Genomic DNA, 25,135 nt, shown 5'->3' on the forward strand with positions numbered 1-25,135 from the left:
GGTAACGTTCCGAGGCAGACTATTCCGATCTTTCGAGAAGTTCGGGAGGCACAGGCATGAGAGTCCAGCCCATGCCGTCGTGACGAGCCAAGCCTTCACGATCGAAATACCAGATGATGCCTTGCTTGACCTCGATGTTCTTCGGGCTGCGATACTCGGCGGGCAGGGGTAGGGTGTCCAACAGGGTCAGCTTGGTGTCGAATATGAAGATTGCTGTCTTACCCAACACATAGAGTTTCGAGCTATCGAGGCGGATACGGAGGAACTTCTCGAGCAAACCTTCGACGGAGGCGTCCTCCATCGTGCCAGGTCCTGTTCCCGTAACAATGGTACCGCCGCCGCCCACGGCAACGAGACGCGATGCGTCCACAAAGACAAGATCATACAAGGACTGATTGTTTGGGAGTTCTGCCTGGCCCCATTCCCCATCGTTGTAGAAGTAGAGGCAACCTCGTGCGGCATGCTTGGGGCGGCTGTGGGTGTATCCGCAGACCGCCAGTTTGTTCGGGCTGATCGCGGCGATGCCCTCCAGGAAATTGTTTGCCATTCCATCGACGTCACGCTCGCAAATCCGGACCCATTCATCCTTCCTGGGTCTGAAATAGACTTGGGAACCGTCGCCGCAAACATAGAGGATGCCCGCCTTCTGGGTGATGCCAAGCGTCGAACCAAGATCCTCGGCATCCTCGCTGAGGACGCCGGCACCGGGGATCTTTTCGTAGTCCACGTCCTCGGTCAGAAAGTAGAGGTCGCCCTCGTTGGTTAGAGCGACGAACACATTCTCGTTGTCGCTCTCGAATGGGTAGGCGCAAACGGAAACGACTGTTCGAGGGATGTCGACATCCGCGACCTGTTGCTCCGTCGTGTCCTGAAACATGAGGAAGCGCGAATACGGATCCTCGTCGTCGAGTTCGGTTGGGACCGCGGCGATAAGATCTGGAGCAATGTAGCCCGACGCTCGTATCTTCATCTGCGTACTCCTGGTGTGTCGGTCTATTTTCTGGGCTTTGGCGGCTTCATCGTCTTCTTGGCCTCCTTGCCGGGCAATGGGTTGGAGGTTCTACCCTTCTGGCTGGCCCCGAATGCGCTTTGCTGCTCCTCCACCGCTTCCTTTGCCTTCTTGATGCAATTCGCATTGAGATCCTGAAGGTCGTCGAGACATGAAATGGTTGCTTCGGTAATCTTGCTCATCGGCGCAACGCCGAGTTTGCCCTGCGCTTTCAACTTGGCTTTCGCATCCGCTAGTTTTTTGCCCTTGAGTTTGGCCAGGCCGGGTCGGCCCAGCGTTACGATCTGCTCACGGTCAGCCTCATGAATCCGTTCGTGATCATCAGGACTGAGACAGATGCATACCCCCTCTCCGAGCGTCGGAGCATTGGCGATGCGCGTCGATGTAACGTCCGCGTTCGCCCGACTGCCCGTTCGGAAACACTTGTCCGGTACGATATGGTGTGCCTCGCCGCCATTGTCGTTGCAGACCGCGGCGATCGCGTCATAGGAGCCAATCAGGCATTTTTCCGTGCTGTAAATGACTCCGGCGCCGGTGGCCAGTTTCGGAAAGGTCAGCGTATTTCCCTGCGGTGAAGCATGATTGTTGGTGGACAGGTCCGTCATCCGGTTGACGGGCTCGCCGTCGGCCTTGACATTGCTCGACCAGGCGACGGCGTATTCCTTGCCGGTATTCTTCGATGTGATGATGCCCTTCTTGGTCGCGCAGCCCGCTTCAGTGCCACTTGTCTTGGTGTAGTAGGATTTGTTTTTCTGCGTGATCGTCTGGCCACCGATCTTGACGGTGCTGGTGCCTTTGTCCGTGTCGCTGTCGAAGCCGAAAGAAGGATAGGGAATCGGAACGCCAGGGGGCGTTGCCGGATTCTCCGGCGGCGTGAAGCAGACATCAGGAAAGGCCGCTATGACCTTGTTACCCTGCGCCTTGCAGGCGACTTCCAGACTGTTGGCGTAGACTGTCATCTATGCAGCCCTCGCAGCAAAGATGGCTGCGCCGCACGCGCCGGAGTCTTCGGACGCCTCGATCAGGACCGGATTACCGGCCGCGTAGCCCTTCCTTGCCGCCGCGAAGGCCATGCCGATCATCACAGGCACCGCCGCCGCTCCGATATTTCCAAGCGATTCACCCGGCGACCACAGGTCTTGAAAGTCATGCGCACCCCGCACGAGCCGAAGGCTTGCCAGGGCCGTTTGCTTGAACCAGTACTGCTCTCCGATAAGGTCCGAAATACGGAACCCCAACTGGTTCATCTCGATGCCGGCCTCCTTCAGCGCGTGCCGATAGGCGGTCGTCAACCCGTCCCCGCGCAGCGGTTCGTCAGCCTCGTTGTAGATGTATGCATTCTCTCGGGCGAGGCCCAGACCGTGCAGCCTTAGTCCGGATCCATGACCAGCATGGGTGCACAGCACAGCGGCCGCGGCCTCGCCTGGAATGAAGCCGTTCGGATTGTTGGTGGCCAGCAAGCGACGGTTCGCCAGATAGAAGCCTATCGCCTCGGGAGTGAGGTAGCTGTCCACCCCTGCAACAATGACTGCTGAGGTTCCCCCTTCGGCCAGCAGCCGGCGCGCCTGCTCAAGTGCTACCAGTCCGGATGGCCGGCCATGCGATATGGTGCGCGATCGTGGGTCGACGGCCATCTCAAGGATCGCGCATACATTTCGCACGAGCGCGGAGGCATCCTGGACGGGTGAACCAGGCCGCGACGCCTCTGGAAGGCACAACAACATCGGCGTCCGTTCGCGTGCCTGTGGCACCGTGGTGCATATCTCGCTTATCGCGGCCGCCAGCATATGGGTCATACGCTTCTGGCCGATCCATTTTCGCGGCATGGTGACAGGGGAGCCAAGCAGCCACTCGCCTTCATCGTCGGCGTACTGCGTCTCCTTGAAGCCGTCCAGGCGGGCGCGGAGCGCCGCACAAGACGACGGCGCATCAAGGCCGACGGCCGTCACCATCCCGGTCGCTACGATGTCGAGCGCAGCCGTCATGCGTCCTCTGCCTCCGGCTGGATCGGCTCCGCGATCGGCCGGACATATGGCTTCTTGACGGCTTTGGCGTGGAGCATGCCTGGTGTCGGCGGCCCGACCCAGCATTCGGTAAAGTCGAGGATCGTGCGCTGGAGGCGTTGCGACACACGCCAGACCAATGAAAAGCGCCGATTTTCGGTGTCGAACAAAACAGTGTCCGGATGAATATCGGCCTCGAATGCCTTGGTGTAGCCCTTGAACATTGCAACTTTGATGGCCGTGGCTGGCATTCTGAAATGTTCGCGCCCCCTTGGCGTCAAATTGATCAGCTGCATTTCCTCGCCACCGCGCGGCGGATCGATTTGCTGGTCGGGCGGGGCCACCTGGAAGTAGCGTTCGTCGAAGTCCGGCGGCAGAAACGGGAAAATGTTGTTGGCCCAATTGTCGTCATAGGTGCCGCCATATTCGATACGGCCCGGCCAACCGCGGCCCATCGGGCCAAAGCTCATCGGCTTGTAGTCGCCGAAGGGCGAGCGGATCTCTTCGCCGACAGCTTGCGTGTTCGGCAGACGCAGGCCGGGGATGAGGCGCTGGTTCCTGATGCGCGACCACCCGGTTCCGACTGGGTTGTATTTGTAGCTGGCCGGCAGCTTGTCCTCCGGATCCAGCCTGTCGACGCCACCCCAGGCGACGTCATAGGAGATGGGCAGTTTCAGGAAGGGTTGCGGCGATGTGGCGGTAAAAACCGGGCCGATGGCGCGCCATTCGCGGTGGCCGACGACCTCGAACAGTTTTGACCAATTGCCAACCTTGATGCCGACCGGCACGCGCTCGGCCGGGCGCCCGCCCGGCGCATAGGCGCAGCCATTGGCGATCACGTCGCAGCGCGGTTTGCGGAAGGCGAAATCGGTTTCCCATAGCGTGGCGGAGTAGCCGGGTTCACCGGTTTGCGTGTCGGCAAAAACCAGCGGCACCTGTTCTGCCGATCTGTGCACCAGCCCGCCGGGCGTTGCGGGAAAGTCGAACGTGCCCTTGACCACCACGACGACCCACTCACGCCCGGTCGTGTCAGCGCTCACGCTGAACTCGTGCCGGTAACCCATCTGGTTCCAGATCCGCATCAGCTGGTCTCCCAACTGGCGGCGAGAATCTGTTCTAGCGTCGTTTGCGGCGATTGCGGATCGATGTCGAAAATGTCCGAACGGGCTGTCCACATCACCATGTCGCCGATGACTTCTTCATCCGGCTCGACAGGCGGCACCGGCAGTCCGGCCAGCGTGGCATCCAGCTCGTCTGGCGTCAGCTCACCGTTCTGGGCGGCGATGGCCGCCTCTTCGATCGCGGAAAACCACGCCTCGGCGTCGGCCAGCAAAACCGGAGCTTCAGAAAGCTGCGCAACGACGCTCAGAGGAAACTTCCTGCCGACCCTGTCGGCGCTTTGCACAATGATGCCTGCCGATGCGCCGAAGGACGCCGGGCCGGCCAGAAAGCGCAGCGCGGTTGTGCTTGGCCAAATTTCCGAGCCGAACAGCGGGACGAGATGCTGCGCCAGCCAGCGGTCCCAGCCGCGGACAAAGTCGCCCGACAGCCGCCGCGTCACGAAATCGCCGGTGGCGGGCATTTTGCCGTAGAAGCCGGGCAAGGTCATATCTGTGGCGGACATGAGAATTTCTTGAACATCTGCAAATTGTAGGGGTTCTCGACGCTGGCGGCCTTGAGTTCGAAATCGGCCCACATTCCCTTCGTGCCTAGGCGCAGGCTGTAGACATCGGAGAGCGATGTGCCGGCGAAACGGCCGTTGCGCAGCATCCTCAGCCACGCCCAGCTGCCAGTCTCGTTGAGCATGATTTCGGGCGAACCGTCGATCGGCTGGAAGGCGAGCGAGATGACCCCGGTGCCGTCCTTGCCCGGCCAGGTCATCGGTTGCGGCCGCGTCGCATTGTTGAAATAGACGAGGGTCTGACCATCGAGATTGAGCGTGACGCGCGTAACGTTGGGAGACAGGTCCTTCGGTTCGAGCGTGAAGCTCATCACTGGCCCAGTACCACCGGGAAAGAGATCGTCGCGGATATGCCTGGCCTGCTCGAACGCCGCCAGCGCCGAAGGATCGAGGCCGAAATCGGCACGCCATTTCCATGGCTGGCTGGTGGTGTCGACATAGTTGATCAGGTGGTCGTTGATGAAACCGTCGATCAATCCGGCCGGTCCAAACAGGCGGGCGAAATCATGCACATTGACATCCACCGCGCTGTCGGCGCTAAACGGATAGCGGTCGTTCAACGCCGCCTGGCAGAAAGGCAGTATGTCCGCGCGCCAGATGGCGTTGAGCTCCGATGTGACCGCCTTTTGCGTCAAATTGCTGGTGTCACCGGCAATTCCGCTAAGCCAGACATTGATGGGGTCCGGCAGGATCTGTGCTTGCCTCGCGACGGCACCGGTCAGCTCGGCGAGGCCGCCTTGCTTCTTGATGGCATCCTGCGGATTGGGGTTGGCGGTGACCGTCTGCAGGACGTTCGACAGCGCGGTCAGCGCGACAACGGCGGCATCCAGTGCCGGCGGCTGGCCGTCGACCTCGGCAATGGTGCTCTTCAGCGGTTTGAAATGTTCGGCCACCAGATTGCCGGTCAGGTCCACCTCGCTGGCTGACCCGGCGCGGGGCAGCAGCTTCGCACCGCTCGTCGCCAGCTTGCCGAGCTTGCCGAGCTTGCCGAGCAGTTTCGAGGCGCCCTTGGCCGCCGACTTATCGTCGGCGGGGGCCTCATCGGAGCGCGTCAGTTCGGTCTCCTGGACGACCGCCGTCAGCAGCCGTTTCAGCGCGGAATCGGCACTTGAGAGATCCTTCAGATTTTCGCTGGCGACATTGAGATCGGTTAGTGGCGCGAGCCGCATGTCTCGCAGGAAGCTGTCCCATTGTGCGATGTAGTCGTCATAGTAGAGTTTCAGAATATCCTCGGACAGCGCCGAGACCGAGGTCTCGGAGTTTTCCGAGCAGCCGCCGGCGAAAACCGCGCGATCGAGTGCCGCCTGGGCGGCGACATCGTCGATGCGGTCGAGAATGGCGTCGTGGAAGCCGGCATAGGTGAAGGCTCCGTAAATGCCGACGCGAAGTGTCTTGTCGGAACGCCGCGCAAACACCTTGCCACCATTGGGGCCGGCAAAATTGGCAGGGATCCACTCCTTGAGCCCGGCCACCTCCGGATCGGCCAGCAACTGCTTGTAGGCCCGCGCCGGCAACGAGATCGTGCACACCGTTTTCAACGCTTCGGCAACCAGCGCCTGGTCGGGCGCGACATAGCTTTCGTCGACCGCCATACGGCGGATCGCGGCAAGCTGATGCTCTTCGGCATCGGCGGTCGGAAAGGGTGCCGCGGCGGCGAATTCCGGCAGGCTGTTCACCCACCAGTTCTGGGCGAAATCGGTGTCCATCTGCGACAGGCCCGTCATCATGCGATAGGTCTTCAACGCGCCGAGCATGAAATCCGGATCGCGGATCTGCCGCCACATGGTCGCCTCGAGCAATGCGACCATGCGTGGTTCAAGCACGTTGCGCAGGGCGTGGTCGTACGTGTCGGCCTGGGCCCGCACCAGTTCCGCCGAGGCCGATGGGCCCAGCAGATCTTGGGCGCTGCCCGGCGGTGCCGTCTTGGCATTCGCGACCGCGTCCATCGCTTCGAGAGCGCCGTCGATGTCGGGTTGCTGCACCGATGCCGGATTTGCAGCAGCGGAAGTCAGGGGCGCTTGCAGCGCTTCGAACTGGCCTGCCTGTGCCGTGATCGCGTTGCGGTTGTCAAAATAGGACCAGGTGAACAGCCCGCCGGCCAGCAAGGCCGCCCCCGCGCATGCAGCCGCCGCACCGCGCCAGATCCAGGCGCGGCGGCGCTGCGCCAGCGGATCGAACGTGCCGAGGCCGGCTTCCTTGAAGATGACCTCGGTGAGCAGGTTCTTCAGGAAGAAGCTGCGTTTCTCGACCCTCGGTGCGGGCAGGGCCCGCCGTGGCGGCAGGCCGAACGACGACGACAGCGCCGCGGTCAGTCGGTCGATGGGCGCTCCTTCCTGCGTCGCCGATGTCAGATAGAGCCCACGCAGCCAGGCGGCCTCTTCATACCGGCTTTCGCCGAACATCGCCTTGATCAGCACCTGGATCGGTTCGGACAGGCTGGACAGTTGGGCGGGAAACCTGAAGATCTCGGCACGGGCGGCCAGTTTGTCCTCATCCTCCAGGCGCGGCACCAGCCGCCGCTCGAGTTCCGTCGAGAGCGTCGAAATTTCGCGTTCGATGGTCTTGGCGTCCACACGCGCATCCAGCGCGAAGGTCGTTCCCCAGACCTGCTCGCGCGCGGGGGTGGACAGGCTGCCGAAGAAAGCCTCGAAACCCTTGATCAGATCGGCCTTGGTCAGCATCAGATAGACCGGGAGGCGGATTTCGAGCCGGTCGTTGAGTTCGGCCAGCCGGCGGCGGATTTTGCGGCCATGTGCCTTGATGGCTTCGTCACCCTCCGAAAGCACGTCGATCGAAAGCGCGACGATCACACCGTTGAGCGCGCGGCGGCCGCGATGCTTCTTCAGAAGGTCGAGGAAGCCCAGCCATTCCGCCGCGTCGACATCGGGCTGGCTCTCCTGTTGGACATAACGGCCGGCGGTGTCGATCAGAACCGCGTTCTCGGAAAAGAACCAGTCGCAGTTGCGCGTGCCGCCGACCCCTTGCAAATCGTCGGTGAGGTCGATCGGGAAGTTCAGTCCGGACTGCCGCAGGGCCGTGGTCTTGCCGGTGGCTGGCGGCCCAACGATCACATACCATGGCATCTCGCGCAGGAACTTGCGCCCGCCGAGCTTGCGGCGCTTCAGTTCGGCCATCACCTCGGCGAATTTGGCACCCACGGCCGCGACGTTTTCTTCGCCAGGCCCGAGGGGCTTCTCCGCAACTGGTGGGGCGATCTCGGCGACGAACATGCGATTGGCGCGGATGGCGCGGCGCTGCGCGATAATCAGCCAGACCAACCACAGGATGATCAGCCCCGCGATCATGGCAATGCGCACATTGTCGGAATCGAAAGGCGAATAGGGACCGATCCTGACGATCGGACCGAACACCCAGATCACCAGCGAAAGCAGCGTGATGCCGATCAGCGTCCACAGCCAGCGCGATGTCAGGACCGCCCACAGGAAGCGCAGGATGAACATCTCACAGCCTCTTTTCGACGAGCACCTCGACACGGCGGTTCAAGGCTCGCCCCTCGCGCGTGCTGTCGCTGGCCACCGGGTCGGTGGCCGCGCGGCCTTCGGAATGAACGCGGTCCTGCGGCACCCCGTTCTGCACCAGCATGTCGGCGATCGTCTGGGCGCGCGCCTCCGACAGTCGCTGGTTGGTCGACAGCGGATTGGTCTTTTGCAGGGGAACACCGTCCGTATGACCGATCACGGTGATGTTTCCGATCAGCTCCTGATTGGCGAGGATTACCTTGGCGATCGAACCGATCAGGGGCTCGAAGCCGTCGCTCAGTTGGGGCCGCGACGACTGGAACAGTTCGGGGTTGGAGGCCTGGATGATCAGCTTGGCCAACGAAACGCTTTCGGTGCCGCTGAGGGCGGATTTGAGCTCGGCCGGGGCCCCGGCCTGGAATTCTGGCAACAGCGCAAAATCCACTTTTTCAGGGGGCGGGGCATCGACCTTGGGCGACGTACGGCTGATATCGCCGCGTGTGGGCGGCGGCAGAGCGCGCACAAGGGCGGAAAGCTCGACTGCCTGGCCGCTCAGCCCCATCGACAACCCGATATGGATGGCTGTGGCAACAACCGCCGCGCCGAGCGCCATGACCCAGATCGGAACGATGAAGCGCTGCGGCTCGTCGGATGCGATGACGCCCTTCCAGTTTGGCGACAGCGGCGCACCTTCGGCATCGGCATCGCGCAGGAAGCGTGCCGCGGTCAGGCGAACCGCATTGAGCGAGCGATCGCCTGACCGGCCGGGCACTCGATATTTTCCGCGGAAGCCGAGCGCCATGCAATCATACTGCAGCTCCAGCAATTCGCGATCGCGATTGGGATGGCGCTCCAGTTCGTCGAGCCGCGTGAAGAACTGCGTGCCGGCATCGACATCGCCGCGCAGCATCACCACAAGCGGCTGGCGCGGCCAGGCGCTGGCTCCGCCCCATGGCGTGTTCAGAGCTAGATCATCAAGCAACGCCGCCACGACCCAGGCTGCCTGATCGGCCCGCTCCATCGAGGACCCTGTCGACATTGCCGTGTCGCGTGCCCGAACCAGTTCCTCAAGTAGCCGGGTGCGCAGCGTTTCCGGGTTCTCCGGCGCCAGTGCGCTTTCAAGCTCCGGCGCGAATTCCAGCAAGGGCGCGAATGCGTTGACGAGCGCATTCGGGTGGGTGCGCGACCGCTTTACCGCCGCGCCCGGCAACAGCGGCGCCATCGGCCTCGGCGTCGGCGCGCCGGTCAGCCGTATGCGGGTGCGTTCGCGATCCTCCGACAGTCCGAAAGGATCATCGCGGCTCATGATCTCACCTGTTCACCGAGTAGCAGTCCACCTGCGGCTCGCTTGGCAACACGCCCGAAACGCCGATGACGAAGCCGGGAGCATCGAGCAGCGACGCCCAGTGCTCGCTTTTCTGGTCCAGCTCAAGGCATAGCCGATCGCCATCGTAGGGAATCTCGCGCGGCTGGGAATGAAGCGGTTTCAGCGGAATGCCGGGCAAACGCGATTTCCACAGGCCTTCGAACTGGTCGGCCGAACCGACTGTCGCCTGATTGACGAAGATCTTGCGTAGCGCGTCCTCCGACAGCTCCGAACCGACCCGGATGACGATGCGGCTGGCCACCAGCAGCTTCGGGTTGTCGATGCGGATTTTCCAGACATTGGTCGAATGCCGCATGACCGGCAGCGCACGCGATTTCGGTTCGATGTAGCGCAGGCTGAGGATAAGCGAGCGCAGCGCGTCGGCCAGCGCCATGTACGCGGGCCCCGGTGCCATGTGGTCGTAGGCGGGCAACTCGCCCAGCCGCCGCGCGCTCGATCCATAGGTCGCCATCGAACCGGCGAGTCCGGCAAGTTCCAGGTAAAGCTCGGCAGGATGGAAGACATCCTGCGCCAGCATGTGGGCCAGCCGCGGGCGCGCCGCATTGGCGAGGTTGAGCATCAGCAGGTCTTCGACGCTGCGCCCCGGCCCGCCCATCACCATCTTGCCGTGCGCCTCGGCGATCTGGTCAAGCCCCGTGACGACTTCCAGCAGCAATTGCCGGTACCAGGCCACGGCGCCGGTTACCAGTGTCGGCGGCAGGAAGGTCTCGTCCAGCGCGACGCCGCCATCGGCTCGAACCCCCTTGAGGTCGGCGATCGGCAAGGCGGTGTAGCCACCGACGGACTTGCCTGGTGCGAGCAGCAGCGCCTGCGGAACGGCGATTTCGATTTCTTCAGGGTCCGAACCGCCTTGGACGGCGTCACGTACCGAGACGATCCGCCCATGATAGCGTGCCCCCGAAGTGGCGGCGTGTGCTGGATCGAAGCCGACACCGCCGGGCGGTTCGAGCGGCAAGGCCACCAGCACCGGTCCGGCAGCCGTGTCTGGCGTCACCGGCAACGGCCGCGGCGCGTCCATCATCTCCGGAATGGCGAAAGGTGTTCCGTCCGGGAAGATGCCGCGAGCGGACAGGATGGCGATCTGGCCTGCATCGAGTAACGCCTGGTCCAACGTCAGCTGCTGAAAGCCGAACGTATGCAACTGCCCGGCCTGCAACGCGCCGCGCACGGTCGCCTCGAAGAAACGATCCTGCTGCTGAAAATGCTGGGTCCGCAGGAAAAGACCCTCGGACCACAGCACCCTGTTTGCATCGCTCATGCCGTTACTCTCTGCATTGAGCTTCCCTTGCCCTGGCCGCTAGGCGGAGATACCGCCCTTCCCAATCGTGACATTGATCGTGAATTTTGATCCCGACGACACCGACTTGGTTGTGCGCCAGTTCCTGCCGGTGGGCTCGCGGATCAATGCGACGAAGCCCAGCGCTGTCGCATCCGGCTCGACGGTGATGGTCTTGGACGCGGATTTTCCCGGCCCGACGGCGATCTGGTCGGATCCGATGAGATCGCCTGCCAGCGCCGATCCGGCATCGCCCTGCAGGGCAAAGTAGTCGGCGGAATTGAATTTGCCGGTGCTGCGCAGCCGCATGACGAGAACCGTCACCGGCCGGTCGCCGCCGCCTGGTCCAGGGTTCATGCCTGCCCCACCTGTCACATTGATGGTGATTACCGAAGGTTTCGGCGGACCGCTCTGGCAAGCCGCAAGCAGTCCGGTTGCGCCCAGGGCAACGATGAATTCGCGTCGGTCGATCATGTCTCACTCCTCCTCATATGCATCCCGAAAATCGGCGCCGATTTCGCCAAGAAAGCTTTTTTCCGCACTCTCGGCGATTTCACGATGGCGTTTCTGGTAGAGCTCCCACAGCTTGGCGCCGCGCCCGCCCGAAAGCAGGGTGCCGATCGCGGAATTCGATTTGAGCTCCTGCTCGATCGCTGCCGGCTCAAAACGGTCGACCATCCGCCGCAAGGCGGCCTGCACGCCGCGCCAGGCGCGCACGTGATGTTGCGCGAGATCGCGAACCGCGTCGGCGATTGCCGCTTCGCCGGCGAGAAAGCCGGGGCTGCGTTCGGCAATAAGAGTGACGATGGCGTCGTCGACCGTCGGCAGGAACTTCAGTGGATTGACTTCGGAAGCCCCTACCATGGTCTGGGCGACACGGGCATTGCCCTTTTCCTCGGCCCGCTTGCGCAGAAGCTGCATCAGGCCTTCCATCATCAGCCGGTATTCGCGGCCGAACTTCTCCATTTCCGCGATGCTGTCGCGGCCAGGGAAATCGGCTTCCTCGACGCCCATGCCGTGCAGGAATGCGGAGCGAAGCGCCTTGTCGCCCGGCTGGGCCACTGCCGGCTGGCGGGCGGGCGTAGCGGCAGCACCTGTCCGCGCCGGGACGGGGCTATCAGCCGCCTGCCCGGGCAAATCCCAGGGATTGGCGGGTCGCTGGGCGACGCGCTCGCGCTGGCCAGTCGAACCGACGCCGTTTGCCGAACCGGTCGCGGCGGCGGGTCCGAAACCAAAATCATCGCTGAAATCGGACGGTTTTCCATGAGCGAGTTGGGCTTCACGGCCGAGGGACGGCACGGGGTCGAGGCTGAATGGATCCGTTTGGCTCGCCGCGCCGCCCGGTTCGAGGTAAGGGGTGGCGTCTTTCGCCACAGGCGTCGAAACCGGATCGAGGCTGAACGGGTCATCGAAAGCAGGCGAACTGCGCCGGCTGGAGGCGGCACGCTCGAACGCGCCCGCAACCGGCTGCTCGAACGGATTCGGCAGATCAGCCGGACGTGGCCGTCGCGGCTCCTCCTCGACCTTGGCGGAAAAGAAGTCGTCACGGCCGATGCTCACCGGCGCCCGCGATGCCGGCGGCAAGCGTTCCGCAACCGGCTGGCTGGCGGCAGGTGCCTGGGCAGTTGGCGTCTGTAGGTCGACATGGACGACGTAGTCGCCAAGTCTCAGCCGCATGCCGCTTTGAAGGCGCGTCGACTGGCCGGCACCAAGCGGGCTGTCGGAGTCGTTTATGAAAAGTCCACTGCTCGACATGTCTGTGACGAAATAGCCGTCTCGCCCGCCAGTGATCTTGCAATGGGCGCGGGAAACGAACATGTCGGGATCGTTGATCTGCCAGCCCGCGTCCGCACTGCGGCCGATCACCAGCTCACCTTCGTCAAGCCGGGTCTGCCGTACCGCCTGGGTGCGTGGCCCTTGCTCCAGCGTCAGCAGCAAGCTCATGCCGCGACCCCCGCCATTTCCGGCCGCCATCCGACAATTGTCCGCAGCCGCAGATCGTCAGCATCGCCCCTTTCGGCGGGCCGCGCAAGCCAGGCGGTCCGGCCAAGCTGGACCGCTCCGAGACGGGGTGGAGGCACCGCTTCAAGCGCCAGCACGATGCGCAGGTCGACGTCGAGTGATTCCCCGACCATGTCGCGAACGGCGTGCTTGAACAGTTTGAGACGCGCGCCTCCCGGTAGGAAGGCCTTGAACTCCTCAAAGGAGAGAGGGCCGACGCGCAGCTCGATCCTGCTTTGGCGGTTGAAAACGCGCGGGCCGATCGTCGCCCCCCGGCCGAGCCCCGCATAGGCTTTTGCGAGGCGGGTCTGCAGCCCGGTTGGTATGGTTATCCAGGCGGCGATGAACTCCTTGATCTGAACCGGCACCCTGAACGCTTCCGCCAGAAACAACGTCAGCCGTTCCGGACCGTCGACCTGGCTGGCGAGCGCTGCGGCTTGACGAAGCTTAACAATGTCGAGATCAGGATTTTTGGCGCCGGGAAGTCCGATCCCCGCCATCGCTTCAAGCATGGCGCGAACGCGGCCGCCGACCGCGCGCTCGACCTGGACCGCCGGATGCGCATCCGCCCAGGCCCGGTAATAAAGGGCAATCATACGGTGCTGGAGGATGTTGACGAAGTCTACGAAGGTCGTGTCGCTGGTCTGCTGTGCGTCGGCACCGGCGAACCAGCGCTGCGACAGGCGGTCAAGCACCCAACGCGTCAGATGCAGCGGCATCGGCCCTTCGGGCCCCAACAGACCGAGATTTGAAACGGTGACTCGGGCCGGTGCCTTGTCGGTGGCCTCGCGGAATTGCGCCAGGTCCCGCGCGGAAAAGGCGAGGCGCACATGCTGGCCGAGCCTTGCCGGCTCGCGGTCGGGGCGCCCTGAATGGCCGAACAGACCGCTCCGCTGTTCGAGACGGCGCAACAGTTCGAAAAAGTCGAACGCTTCAGACAGACCTTCGGCCCGGTCCGGGCCGCTACTGTCTAGATCAGGTAGCGATTGCCGGGCGTCATCGGCCATGGCACATCCTCCTGCTTCTGCAGCAGCCGCGTGCGGGTTCGCACGAAGCCGTTTATTCCGGCATGACGGGCAAACAGCCGCGCCAGCAAGGCCGAAAGCAGCAAGGTGCTTTGCCCGGCCAGCACCGACTGATCGACATGCAGCGTCACTTCAGTGCCACGCCCGAAGCACATCGGCCCGTCGATCTGCAGCCGTTCGATCACCGACCGCGAGTCGATGCGCACGATCGAGTGGACGTTGCGGGCAAGGCTCGGATCGCCCCGGTCGGCATAAAGATCAAGCAGCGCATGCAGCGGGTCGACGCCGCGGCCTTCCTTGGCGAGGCTGAGAAAGTTGAGCGCCAGCTGCGCCACCAGTCGCCAGGCGAGATCGTCGGCCCGGGACTCGCCTTCGGCCCCGGTGGGCAGTGCCGCGGGGATGGCCGGCTGCGGCGGACGCAACGCACCGAGCAGGCGAACAGATTCGACCGGATCACCGGCCTCCAGCGTCAAGGTCGGATTGTCGTCGAGGATCGGCAGGTCACGGTTGGTGCAAAGCGCCATGATGTCGAGACGCTTCAACGGCCGGTTCGCGGCGGTTCCAAGTGGCCGGGATACGGCCAGGAAGACATCGTCCCCGGTGTATGACGTGCGGGTCAGCCCATCGCGCCGTTCATCCTCAGTCGCCCGGCGTGGGCGCCGTTCCGTGGAATAGACCCAGCCACTGCCGCGGTTCTGCCCGAGGCTGAACAACTCAGGTATCTCGGCGTCGCTGCCTTCACTGTCGGCATCTTCGACGCGGAGGACACGATAGATCTCGAAGTCGCGCGCCCGCGTGCGGTCGGCGTGCAGCACCTGCCGCGTCTTGCGCGCGTCGAGTTCGACGACGTTGCACTCGCGCTCGAACAGATTGATGATCGGCGTCGCAAAAAGTTCGAAATCCGCCGGCGTCAGATCGGCGAGTTCGGGCGCCGGGCGGCGGAACAGGAAGATGATCTCGAGTCCGCCCTCGCATTTGCGCACCACCGGCTGCAGCGCCGAGACCCTCACATAGTGAAAGCGTTCCGGCATGACAAAGTATTCGCGCAGCAGGCGGTACCCTTCGAATGTCGGGCGGGTGCGCGGCATCAGGGCCTCGTCGTCGCTGATGCCGACCATTTCGGGTGCCGGCAAGGGCGACAGCCGGTTGGTCTTGCCTTCCGGCCTTGCGCCTATGGCCACGCAGGCGCCGAAGATCGCATCGAACAAAAGCGGCGCCTTGGTGCGTCCGGCAAAGTAGAGGTCAAGCTGGTCGAGCGCCAATTCGTCGAGTTTGCCTTTTCCGGTCCGCGTCAGAGCCAGACGCAGCGCCGCCTCGCCGCCGGTGTCGCCGATCGGCCCTATGCCGGCCGCCGCCAGCGCACTGCGATCCTGAAAATAGCTGACCGAAGTGATTGCTATCGGCCACAGCGTCATGTCTTGCGCTGTGGAGAAGGTGCAGCGCGTCGACAGGCCGGGCTGCAGGCTGGAGACCAGCCGCGTGTTGCGCTTGACGACGTGGCCGGCGGGCATGGTCTGCACCTGCTGGCCGGGTTTCAGCACGGCCATCGCTGTCGCCGGCGCCGGCGTGACCAGATCGGGATAGAGAACATCGAGCACGCTGCGCGAAAATCGCGAGCGCTCGGCGTCGACTTTCAGCCGGGTGCGTGCGGCGAGGAAGGCGACGCCGTCCAGCAGCCGTTCGACATAGGGATCCGGGCAGGGCACAGTATCGAGGGACAGGTTGCGCGCCACTGCCGGATGCATGTCGGCAAATTCCGCCGCAAGGCCGCGGATATGGGTCAGTTCCTCCTCGTAATATTCGACGAAAACCCGATCCATCTCAGGCGTCCCTAATTTCGGTCCGCGCCAAGCCGTTGTCGAGATTGATCGTGGTGCGCAGGCGCATGCGTTCCGGTGTCGGCGTCATGATCAGCACGGCATCGATCTCGATCTTTAGCCCTACGGTCTTATCACCAAGGGTGACGGTAACCTTCGTCGCACTTTCCTTGAGGCGGGGCTCGAAGGTGGCGAGCACCGAGCGGATTTCGCGCGCCAGCACGTCGCGGTCAAAGTCGCGGGACGAACGTCCCGAGAAGGAAGGCACGCCGTAATTGACCACGCTTCGGCGGACCTCCGGAAAATCGGCGAGCGACGGTGGGTTGTCCGCCATCTGCTCGTTCTCCAGGTCGGAAAGCAGCGGTGTGGCCTCGAAGCGCTCGGTGTTGAACAGAGCCTCGATGTCGCGCCGCACCGCTTCCCTGAGCACGCGGGCCGATACCACCACACCACGGCTCTCGATCTCGACGCGGTGCTGGGTCTGAAAGGCCAGGCGATGCAGACGCCGTTTCTGATCGGGCGTCAACTCCGCATCCGCGTCGATGCTCCGCGCACTGCCGGCAACCAGGGTGTCGAGACGGTCCGCGCCAAGCTCGTTCAGTAGGACATGGCGCAGCCCGTCTATCTCCGAGGTCAGGCCCGGCAGGTCGTTGACGAGGCGATCCCACAGCGACGGCTGGACGGCCTCGCTTTTCGCCCGCAGGCTGCCCGCGATCTGCTGCTTGCCCGCGCCGGGCCGCCGAACCTCACTTGCCGACATAGACATCCATTTCGGCTTCATCATTGCCGTCATAGACGAACTTGATCTTCTTGTAGGCGAAGCTGACCGCTTCCTCGATCAGGTCTGCCTCATCGTCAGCTTGCGACATGTCGTATTCCATGATCGAGGCGTCGGTCAGCGTAACGACCAGGTAATCCTTGCTTTCGCCATCGATGGTCCGACGTGCCGAAAACACCACCTCATTGAGGGCCTTGTTCTCGAACAACGCCTTTGCCAGGTAGGGCGAGGATTTGTCATAGTGTTTGGTGAACTTGATCATGCCCATGGACACGCGGCCACGGCGTGAGAGCGAATTCGGATCATAGGGTGCGACCATCTTGTAGTCGACGCCATGGACTTCGATCTCGTCCGAGTGGCCGTCGCGGGTGCTGGGGCCCTTGATATCGGGGACCTTCAGAAAGCCATCAATCTTCATGGTCGTGGGCATTTTCTCTCTCCACCGCTTTTAAAAACCAAGATGTTGTTGCTGCAAATCAAGTCTTCACGGACGGCAGTTCCGACACCAGTCGGAGCGAGGCATTGATGCCCTCCAGCTGGTAGTGCGGGCGCAGATAGAAGCGGGCATTGTAGTAGCCTGGCCGCCCCTCCACGCTGTCCACCTGGACCTCGGCAGCGGCAAGCGGACGCTTGGCGCGCGCCTTGTCGTCGGCAAAGGCCGGGTTGGCCAGCACGTAGCGGTTGATCCACTCGGTCAACCAGATCTGCATGTCGGAGCGCTCCTTGAACGAGCCGACCTTGTCGCGCGCAATGGCCTTGAGGTAGTGCGCGAAGCGCGAGACGGGGAAAAGATAGGGCAGGTTGGCGCTCAGCCGCTCGTTCGACTGTGCATCGGGATCGACCAGCCGGCCGGCACGCGTTTCGTCGTCCTGCAGCGAATGGGCGCCGATGAAGGCCGCCAGATCCGTGTTCTTACGGTGCAGGATCGGCATCAGGCCGAGCTTGGCCAGCTCGGCCTCGCGCCGGTCGTCGATGGCGACTTCGGTCGGGCATTTCATCGCGATCGAGCCATCATCGGTCGGGAAGCTGTGCACCGGCAGATTGAGCACGGTGCCGCCATTCTCGACGCCGCGGATTTGCGTGCCCCAGCCGAAAAGCTTGTGGCTGCGGTTGATGTTGACGCCCATCGGGAAGGCGGCGTTCATCCAGACGTATTTGTTGTGGTCGCCCTGCACCTCCTCCTCGAAGGTGAAGCCCTTCACCGGAACGGTATCGGTGCCATAGGGCAGCCTGGCCAGAACGCGGGGCATGGTCAGGCCGATGTAGCGGGCGTCCTCGCTCTCGCGCAGCGACTGCCAAGAGGCATAGGCCGGGTTGGAGACGATCTGCTGCAGGTCTTGCGGGTTCGGCAGTTCCTGCCAGCTGTCCATGCGGAACAGGCGCGGCGAGGCGGCTGCGATAAACGGCGTGTGCGCCGAGGCGCAGATGCCGGAGATATTGCGCAGCAGGCCGACGTCGCGCGGGTGGTTGGAGAATTCGTAGGCACCGATCACACAGCCGATCGGCTCGCCACCCAGCATCGAATACTCGTCCGTATAGACCTTCTTGAAGATCGGGCTCTGGTCCCACATCTGGCCTTCATAGTCTTCGAGCGTGTCGCCCAGCTGTTCCTTGGAGATGTTCATCACCCGGATCTTCAGCTTCTGGTCCGTCTCGGTGTTGTTGACGAGATACCAGAGGCCGCGCCAAGTGCCTTCCATCTCGCGCACTTCCGGTGCGTGCAGGATCTCGTTGACCTGTGCCGTCAGCATCTTGTCGATGCCCGCGATCAGCGACTTGATCGACTTGATCGCATTGGACGAAATGGTCGTGGTGTCGGAACGCGACTGCGCCGCGAGTGCCAGATTGCGCACGAGTTGCTGCAGCTTCTCGCTGTCGTCCTTCTTGACCTTGAAGTCCTTCTCGAGGAGGCCGCTGAATTCGTCGAGGTTTATGGCTTCGGCCTCGGCGGCGACGGCGGCGGTCTTTTGCTGTTCGGCCATGGTTTACTCCCCTGCCTTGTCGTCGTCGGCGAGCGCCTGGCCGGCGATCTTGCCAAGCAGCGGCTCGTTGTTCAGCAACTGCGCGATGCGTTTTTCGGCGTCGACACGGCCGTCCATGAAGCCGAGCAGTTCCTCGAGCTGGCGGCGCATCTTGAGGATCTCGGCCAATTGCGGCACCTGCGCGGCAATTTTGTCGGGAGCGAAATCACCCATCTTGGTGAAGGTGAGATCGAGCGCCAGTTCCTCGTCGCGCTCCTGGCCTTCGGCCTGTGGCAGCGTGTTCTTCACTCGGGCTTTGACGCGCGGCCCGAGCGCCTCCATGAATTTGGGGAAGCGGTTGGCGTCGGTCTCGACGAAGGATCGGTCCAGCACCGATTTTGACGCTTCCTTGGTCTGCGAAGCGCCGGAAAGGTCGGCCATCACCGCCATCACAAACGGCAATTCGATCGTGGTCGGGCTACCGTAGGTTTCCACGTCGTAGGCGATCTGCACCCGCGGCGCGCGATTTCGTTCGATGACCTTCGCTTTGCTTTCGGCTGGCATGTGCTGTTACCTTTCATCCTTCTGGGCCGTCTTCTTGACATCGGGAACGCCGGCAAGGAGCCGGAATTCCTTCAGCCCAGACGGGGCGAGATCTTCCATCAGTTCAACGAAATCCATGTGCACCATGCGGCGCACGCGCCGTGCCAGGTGCGGTATAGGGCTCGACGGTTCGGTGCGGTCGTAGAAGGCGACGACCAGGTCGAGGCACTTCACCACGTCGTCGCGCGAGGAGATCCGGTCGGGAAGCCCCGTGCTCGAGTCCGAGTAGCTTGCCGCACTTGTCATAGTATCGGCTCCACGACCGTTTCGAGCAGGCGTTGCCAGTTCTCCCGGGTTGGGCGTCTTGGCCGAGCCATTCGCCACGGCGCCGGCTGCCGAGTTCCGTTCGAGGGTCGTCAGCAAACGCTGGAGAAACCGCTTTAATTCCGGAACGGGAGCGCCGCCGCCTTCGAGGCGGGCGTTTAGGGCGGTTTCGACCGCGTCAAGAGCTGCGATCGCTGCCCTGGTGTCGGCGACGAGCGCGACCATCTCTGCGCCGGCCTGATCGATCTGTGCCGCACATCCGGCACGCACCCGGTTCAACAATTGTCCGTGGGCGCTGACCAGTGCGGCCTTTTCCGCCGTGTTCAATCCCGAGGCGGCTTCCTGGAGCATGATACGGTCGTCGAGCGCGCTTTGTTCCAGGTCGCGTCCGCTGATCGGTCCGATCGCGCGTGGCGTAAAGAAAATCATTTGCCGCAGGTTCGCCAGCAACCCGTCCTGACCATTCTGGAGGTCGAGCAGTGCGTTGATACGGCGCAAGGCAGCATCGCGAGGCGTAGCGTTGGGCCGCAGGGCCGGATGCATGGTTTCCCAATGCTGATCGAAGGTCTGCGCGATGAGGGTCAGACCCTGCGCGAGCCCGGCCAGTCCGTCTTCATTGGCCAGCGCACGCGTGACGATGACCAGCAGGCGCAGGTCGCGGCCATGCGCGCGCAAGTCCACCGCCTTTGCCAGCACTGCGGACCAGTCGACCGGAATGGTGCTTTGCGACGTGGGCTTGTTGTTGCCGTCGTGGACGACCTTGACCTCGGGCTCCGTCAGGCGCTCCAGCTCATGAAAAGCCGGGTCGTTGCGCAAATCCTCACCTGACGGGTTTCCACCGTCGAGCGGACTAAGCCAGAGCGCGGCATCAATCACTCAAACCCCCAGCGACCGACCTCATACCGTAAGTGACGCAACGTTATCACAGGGTTGCACTTTACCACAATTAAACGACGGCTCAAAAATTAACAGAAGCTAAACGCCACCGCCTCCAGAGTGCCGGAATCCTTGGTGTGGTGGCCGAAGCTGCAGGCGAACCGCATCGCGGAGGCCGTTTACAGTCAGTGGTGCGGGACTTTCCACAAATGGAAACGAGCCGGCTAAACCGGGCATTGCGACAGCGGTACATCAGGCGCTTTGTCAAGTGATGGCTTATGTGGCAATTTATCGGCTGGCAGACTGCAGGAGCACGTTCGATGGAACAGCGCCGGTCATCGCAGACTTTCAAGCGCAAGGAACTGGTCGGCAAGCTCAATCCTGTCGGTGTCCGCGCCTTCAAGGCGGCTGCCGACACCGCCAAACTGCGCGGCAACCCATACGTCGAACTCGTCCATTTCGTCGAGCAGCTGGTGCTTTCCGACCGCTCGGACGTGCAGATGATCATCGCCGATGCGGGCGTGGATGCGAGCCGGATCACCGCCGATATGACCCGCGCCGTCGACAAGCTCCCCTATGGCGCCACATCGATCGAGGAGTTCTCCGACCATATCTTTCATGCCATTCAGGAAGCCTGGAACCTGGCTACGCTTGAGTTCGGCGTGGAGGAAGTCCGCAGCGCCCATATTCTGCTTGCCTGCCTGAAGACGCCGGTGCTGGAAGGCCTGCTGTCGAAGATCAGCGGCGAGTTTAACAAGATCGATGCCGACGCGGTCATCGCGCGGTTCGCCGATGTCGTGGAGGGTTCACTCGAAGCCGGCACCTCGACCACGCTCTCCGTCGCGGAGGCGCCGAAGCGGGCTCCGGGCGGGGATTCGGCGCTGGCGAATTATGCCACCGACCTGACCCAGCGCGCCCGCGACGGCAAGATCGATCCGGTCGTCGGCCGCGAACCAGAAATCCGGCAGATCGTCGATATCCTGATGCGGCGCCGGCAAAACAACCCGATCCTGACCGGCGAGGCCGGGGTCGGCAAGACGGCGGTCGTCGAAGGCTTTGCCTTGCGTATCGCCGAGGGCGACGTGCCGCCCTCCTTGCAGAATGTCAGCGTGCGCATGCTCGACGTCGGATTGATGCAGGCGGGCGCCAGCGTGAAGGGCGAATTCGAAAAACGGCTGAAGGCCATTATCGATGAGGTTCAATCATCCGAAACGCCGGTCATCCTGTTCATCGATGAAGCCCACACCTTGATCGGCGCCGGTGGCGCGGCCGGAACCGGTGACGCGGCCAATCTCTTGAAACCGGCGCTGGCGCGGGGCGAACTTCGCACCATCGCCGCGACGACCTGGGCCGAATACAAGCAGTACATCGAGAAGGACCCGGCGCTGACCCGCCGTTTCCAGGTGGTCAAAATCGACGAGCCGTCGGAGGCGGTGGCCGTCCTCATGTTGCGCGGTGTGGCCGGTGTCCTGGAGCAGCACCACAAGGTGCAGATACTGGACGAGGCGATCGAGGCCGCGGTCGGCCTTTCACATCGCTATATCCCGGCGCGACAATTGCCGGACAAGGCAGTGAGCCTTCTCGACACCGCCTGCGCCCGCGTCGCCATATCGCAGCACGCCACGCCCGCCGAGGTCGAGGACATCATGCGCCGTCGCCAAGCGCTGGAGGTCGAAAGCGGCATCATCGGTCGCGAGGCTGCGATAGGCATCGAGGTGACTGACCGGCAGGCCCGGGTCGACACCGGACTTGCCGAAGCCGAAATCACGTTGGCCGCGGCTCAGCAACGCTGGGATCGGGAAAAGGCATTCGTCGCCGAAATACTCGAACTGCGCGCCAGACTGCGCGGCGAGGGTGTTCCGCTCGATCCGGTGGAGACGCCGGAAAGCAATACCGCAACGGCGGGCTCCGACACAGTTGAGGCTCAGCCGCCGAAGACCGAAGCGCCTAAGGCCGAAGTGCCCAAGACTAAAACGACGAAAGCCAAAACAGCCAAGACTGATGTAGAAGGACCGGCCGCTGCCCCTCCATCTGATCCTGCCGCCGATCTCGGCCGGCTGCGCGAACTGATGGCCGAACTGGCCGAGGCGCAAGGCGAGACACCGCTGATCCTGCCGTCGGTCGATCGCAATGCCGTGGCGGCGGTCGTTCAGGACTGGACGGGCATCCCGACTGGGCGGATGCTATCGAGCCAGACCGAAAAGGCGCTGCGGCTCGCCGGCAGCCTGTCCGAACGCGTGGTCGGACAGGATCACGCCATGGAGATGATCGCCAGGCGGGTGCAGACCAGCCGCGCCGGGCTCGGCGCGCCCGAAAAGCCGGTAGGCGTCTTCCTGCTCTGCGGCCCTTCGGGCGTCGGCAAGACCGAAACGGCATTGGCGCTGGCCGAAACGCTCTATGGTGGCGAGCAGAACCTGATCTCGATCAACATGTCCGAGTTCCAGGAGGCGCACACCGTCTCGACGCTCAAAGGCGCGCCGCCGGGCTATGTCGGCTACGGCAAGGGCGGCATCCTGACCGAAGCGGTGCGCAGAAAACCCTATTCGGTGATCCTGCTCGACGAGGTGGAGAAGGCGCATCCCGACGTGCACGAAATCTTCTTCCAGGTTTTCGACAAGGGGATGATGGACGACAGCGAGGGCCGCCGGATCGACTTCAAGAACACGCTGATCCTGCTCACCTCCAATGTCGGCTCGGAGGTCATCATGGACCGCACCAAAAATGGCACGCTGCGGGCCGGGCTCGACGATCTGGACACCGCCTTGCGCAGCCCATTGCTGAAAGTCTTCCCGGCGGCCTTCCTCGGCCGGGTGGTGACCATTCCTTATTATCCGCTCTCGGATTCGATGATCGAAGCAATCACCCGTCACCAGTTCGCCAAAATCGCCCGCCGGCTGCGGGCAACCAATGATGCGGAACTGGTAATCGGCGACGGTGTCATGGATCTGATCAAGGCCCGCTGCACCGAGATTGAATCCGGCGGCAGGATGATCGATGCCATCCTGACCAACACGCTGCTGCCGGAACTGAGCCGCGGCGTGCTGAACCGCTCGCTCGAGGGCGAAAAGATGACTAAAGTCACCGTCGGCGCCTCCAAGGAAGGGTTCACCTATTCCTTCGAGTAGGAATGTTGATGACGATTTGCTTCGGCGTCTCGCGCATAAGCAGGCTGAGCCGGTCAGCTCGACGATTTTTGAAGGCATGGAAGTACCTGCCTGCCGTTCCATCTCGGGCCAAAGGGCGAGTTTGTGTGGCGTGATTGACCTACTGACGGTACTTTTCGCAGGGCAATGTCATCACGTCGAGACGCTTCTGTGTGCAAAAATCGAGCGATTGTTCCCGATAGTTGGTGAAACCTCAGAATATTTTTTGTCGCGATTTTCCCTTTAAAATCAAGAGCGTAACTTTTTGACGGACTGTGCGTCGGCTTTCGGTGCCGCAGGTAAGAAAAAACCCAGCTAGATCAATGACCTAGCTGGGTTGGGAACAATCGAGTGGGAGTAGGGGTTAGCGTAGTATAGAGTGCTCCGACGTAGTTTTTCGCAGAAAAAACAACGATTTGCGGATAGTCTCATTCACTATCGATGTCACATCATCAACGCAGTCTCCGACTGCCCTAAATCACTGATTTTTTTGACCCCATGCGAGCGAGGTCTTCATTGGGATGTAGGGCCAGTAGATCAATCCGACGATACTTTTGACAGTACTCTTCCGCGCGGCTCAACGTCCGAGAAAAGCTTGGCGGCCACACCGCGTTTCGCGCGGGAAACGTCGCTGATCAAGCCATCACCCGCCTCACGGAGCGCGCTGAAACCGAAATGGCGATGAATGCCAGCAGGATGGCGCAGAAACTGCCGGCCAGCGACGAGACATGTGCGATCAGGCCCAGCAATCCAGGCCCCAGCAGCAATCCAGCATATCCCATCGTCGTCACGATTGACATTGCGCGAGCAGCCGATGTGCCTCCCGCACGGCCAGCGGCAGCAAAGAGGGTGGGCACGACGTTGGCAAGGCCAAGGCCGCACACCGTAAGCGCAACCAGGACAACTGGCAGATTGCCGCCCATCAGGATCAATACGAGCACCGAGCCTGCGCAAATTATTGCGCAGTAGCTCAACATCGTCATCTGACCGATGCTGTTGGCGATGGCGTCACCGAACAGGCGGCCGGTTGCCATCATGGTCGCAAATGCCGCGAAGCCATAGGCGCCTGTGCTTTCTGCGCCGCCGGATCGCGTCACGATGTAAATGGCGCTCCAATCCATCATCCCGCCCTCGGCGAGCATCCCCAGAAATGCGAGGCCGCCAAGCAGGTAGAGGTGCTTCGTCAATGCGCTGTCCAACTTGCCGTCCGTCGCCTCTATCGCGTCCGCAGGCCCGTTGAACCGGGCTGCATTGTTCCACCCCGCGCAGGCGACAAGCGCCACTGCCCCCACACCGGCCCCCGTGACGCCAAGGCATACGCTCAAGGCGCCACCGTAGGACAGCATTTGACCGACCACAAACGCGCCGGCTAAGCTTCCGAAACTGAATACGGCATGGAAAGACGACATCACCTGCCTCCGCATGCGGCGCTCCAATGCCGAGGCATCGATATTCATCGAAACGTCGAGCGTTCCGAAACCGGCCCCCGCAAGAAACACAACCGCCGCCAGCGGCCAGGCGCCACCGACATAAGGGAGGGCTATCAGGGTGGCGCCAAAGGTAATCGATCCCAGTAAGCTGAGGACACTGCTTGGAACAATCGCTGCCAAGCGGCCTATATTGGTCATCATCGAGATGGCGCCGAGAGCAAAGCAGATCAGGACCAGCCCGAGTTGCCCTTTATCCAGGTTCATTTGAATGCTGAAGACTGGAAGGGACGAAGCCCAAGCCCCGATCCCGATACCGCCGCCGAGAAAGAACAGACTGCAGAAGAACCGGCTTCGTTTGATGCCTTGGGAAATCGTCGAGACATCGTTCACTATCGTAGGCCT

At 62.6% G+C, this 25,135-nt stretch carries 19 protein-coding genes; 1 reads left to right on the forward strand and 18 read right to left on the reverse strand.

Annotation, left to right across the window (positions count from 1 at the left end; translation table 11 throughout):
• Nucleotides 1-19: 19 nt before the first annotated feature.
• From EN851_RS23575 to tssA, 17 genes are read right to left on the reverse strand one after another with little or no spacing between them, the layout of a single operon-like run.
• Nucleotides 20-970, reverse strand: a complete 951-nt coding sequence (locus tag EN851_RS23575) for a hypothetical protein (protein ID WP_135880692.1) — start codon at nucleotides 968-970, stop codon at nucleotides 20-22.
• Between the two features lie 23 nt (nucleotides 971-993).
• On the reverse strand, nucleotides 994-1,968 hold the full coding sequence (locus EN851_RS23580; protein WP_135880691.1) for a DUF4150 domain-containing protein: 975 nt from the start codon (nucleotides 1,966-1,968) through the stop codon (nucleotides 994-996).
• Entirely contained in the window at nucleotides 1,969-2,994 is a 1,026-nt protein-coding gene (locus EN851_RS23585; protein WP_135880690.1) for a beta-ketoacyl synthase N-terminal-like domain-containing protein, read from the reverse strand.
• The gene (locus tag EN851_RS23590) at nucleotides 2,991-4,094 is read right to left on the reverse strand and encodes a DUF2169 domain-containing protein (protein ID WP_135880689.1); all 1,104 of its coding nucleotides are present in this window, start codon (nucleotides 4,092-4,094) and stop codon (nucleotides 2,991-2,993) included. Before EN851_RS23590 ends, EN851_RS23585 begins: the two co-directional genes overlap by 4 nt.
• On the reverse strand, nucleotides 4,094-4,621 hold the full coding sequence (tagF, locus tag EN851_RS23595; protein WP_135907063.1) for a type VI secretion system-associated protein TagF: 528 nt from the start codon (nucleotides 4,619-4,621) through the stop codon (nucleotides 4,094-4,096). Before tagF ends, EN851_RS23590 begins: the two co-directional genes overlap by 1 nt.
• The gene (tssM, locus tag EN851_RS23600; RefSeq protein WP_135907064.1) at nucleotides 4,618-8,154 is read right to left on the reverse strand and encodes a type VI secretion system membrane subunit TssM; all 3,537 of its coding nucleotides are present in this window, start codon (nucleotides 8,152-8,154) and stop codon (nucleotides 4,618-4,620) included. Before tssM ends, tagF begins: the two co-directional genes overlap by 4 nt.
• Nucleotide 8,155: 1 nt before the next feature.
• Nucleotides 8,156-9,478 carry a type IVB secretion system protein IcmH/DotU gene (gene icmH, locus EN851_RS23605; protein WP_135880686.1) on the reverse strand — a complete coding sequence of 441 codons (1,323 nt, stop codon included), beginning with the start codon at nucleotides 9,476-9,478 and terminating at the stop codon, nucleotides 8,156-8,158.
• Between the two features lie 4 nt (nucleotides 9,479-9,482).
• A complete protein-coding gene (gene tssK / locus EN851_RS23610) occupies nucleotides 9,483-10,817 on the reverse strand; it encodes a type VI secretion system baseplate subunit TssK (protein ID WP_135880685.1) in 1,335 nt (444 codons plus the stop codon).
• Between the two features lie 39 nt (nucleotides 10,818-10,856).
• Nucleotides 10,857-11,309: a type VI secretion system lipoprotein TssJ gene (gene tssJ / locus EN851_RS23615; protein WP_027059521.1), complete on the reverse strand. Its 453-nt coding sequence runs from the start codon at nucleotides 11,307-11,309 to the stop codon at nucleotides 10,857-10,859.
• 3 nt (nucleotides 11,310-11,312) lie between these two features.
• Nucleotides 11,313-12,779: a type VI secretion system-associated FHA domain protein TagH gene (gene tagH, locus EN851_RS23620; RefSeq protein ID WP_135907065.1), complete on the reverse strand. Its 1,467-nt coding sequence runs from the start codon at nucleotides 12,777-12,779 to the stop codon at nucleotides 11,313-11,315.
• Nucleotides 12,776-13,843, reverse strand: coding sequence for a type VI secretion system baseplate subunit TssG (gene tssG / locus EN851_RS23625; protein ID WP_135880683.1), 1,068 nt, complete (start codon nucleotides 13,841-13,843; stop codon nucleotides 12,776-12,778). Before tssG ends, tagH begins: the two co-directional genes overlap by 4 nt.
• Entirely contained in the window at nucleotides 13,807-15,681 is a 1,875-nt protein-coding gene (gene tssF, locus EN851_RS23630; RefSeq protein WP_135880682.1) for a type VI secretion system baseplate subunit TssF, read from the reverse strand. Before tssF ends, tssG begins: the two co-directional genes overlap by 37 nt.
• Before the next feature lies 1 nt (nucleotide 15,682).
• Nucleotides 15,683-16,438, reverse strand: a complete 756-nt coding sequence (gene tssE / locus EN851_RS23635; protein ID WP_135881127.1) for a type VI secretion system baseplate subunit TssE — start codon at nucleotides 16,436-16,438, stop codon at nucleotides 15,683-15,685.
• A complete protein-coding gene (locus tag EN851_RS23640) occupies nucleotides 16,425-16,886 on the reverse strand; it encodes an Hcp family type VI secretion system effector (RefSeq protein ID WP_032926026.1) in 462 nt (153 codons plus the stop codon). The genes tssE and EN851_RS23640 overlap by 14 nt, the downstream gene beginning before the upstream one ends.
• 46 nt (nucleotides 16,887-16,932) lie before the next feature.
• Nucleotides 16,933-18,438, reverse strand: a complete 1,506-nt coding sequence (tssC, locus tag EN851_RS23645; protein WP_027033815.1) for a type VI secretion system contractile sheath large subunit — start codon at nucleotides 18,436-18,438, stop codon at nucleotides 16,933-16,935.
• Between the two features lie 3 nt (nucleotides 18,439-18,441).
• Entirely contained in the window at nucleotides 18,442-18,981 is a 540-nt protein-coding gene (gene tssB, locus EN851_RS23650) for a type VI secretion system contractile sheath small subunit (protein WP_027033816.1), read from the reverse strand.
• Nucleotides 18,982-18,987: 6 nt separating this feature from the next.
• Complete coding sequence (gene tssA, locus EN851_RS23655) at nucleotides 18,988-20,160, reverse strand: type VI secretion system protein TssA (protein ID WP_135907066.1); 1,173 nt, start codon at nucleotides 20,158-20,160, stop codon at nucleotides 18,988-18,990.
• A 320-nt stretch (nucleotides 20,161-20,480) separates the two neighbouring features.
• Here tssA and tssH point away from each other — a divergent pair, with 320 nt between their 5' ends.
• Nucleotides 20,481-23,285: a type VI secretion system ATPase TssH gene (tssH, locus tag EN851_RS23660; RefSeq protein ID WP_135907067.1), complete on the forward strand. Its 2,805-nt coding sequence runs from the start codon at nucleotides 20,481-20,483 to the stop codon at nucleotides 23,283-23,285.
• Between the two features lie 653 nt (nucleotides 23,286-23,938).
• On the opposite strand, the gene EN851_RS23665 is transcribed toward tssH, so the two are convergent.
• The gene (locus EN851_RS23665) at nucleotides 23,939-25,123 is read right to left on the reverse strand and encodes an MFS transporter (RefSeq protein WP_135930073.1); all 1,185 of its coding nucleotides are present in this window, start codon (nucleotides 25,121-25,123) and stop codon (nucleotides 23,939-23,941) included.
• Nucleotides 25,124-25,135: the final 12 nt, after the last annotated feature.

This window comes from Mesorhizobium sp. M8A.F.Ca.ET.208.01.1.1 (assembly GCF_004791315.1).
Lineage (GTDB): Bacteria > Pseudomonadota > Alphaproteobacteria > Rhizobiales > Rhizobiaceae > Mesorhizobium.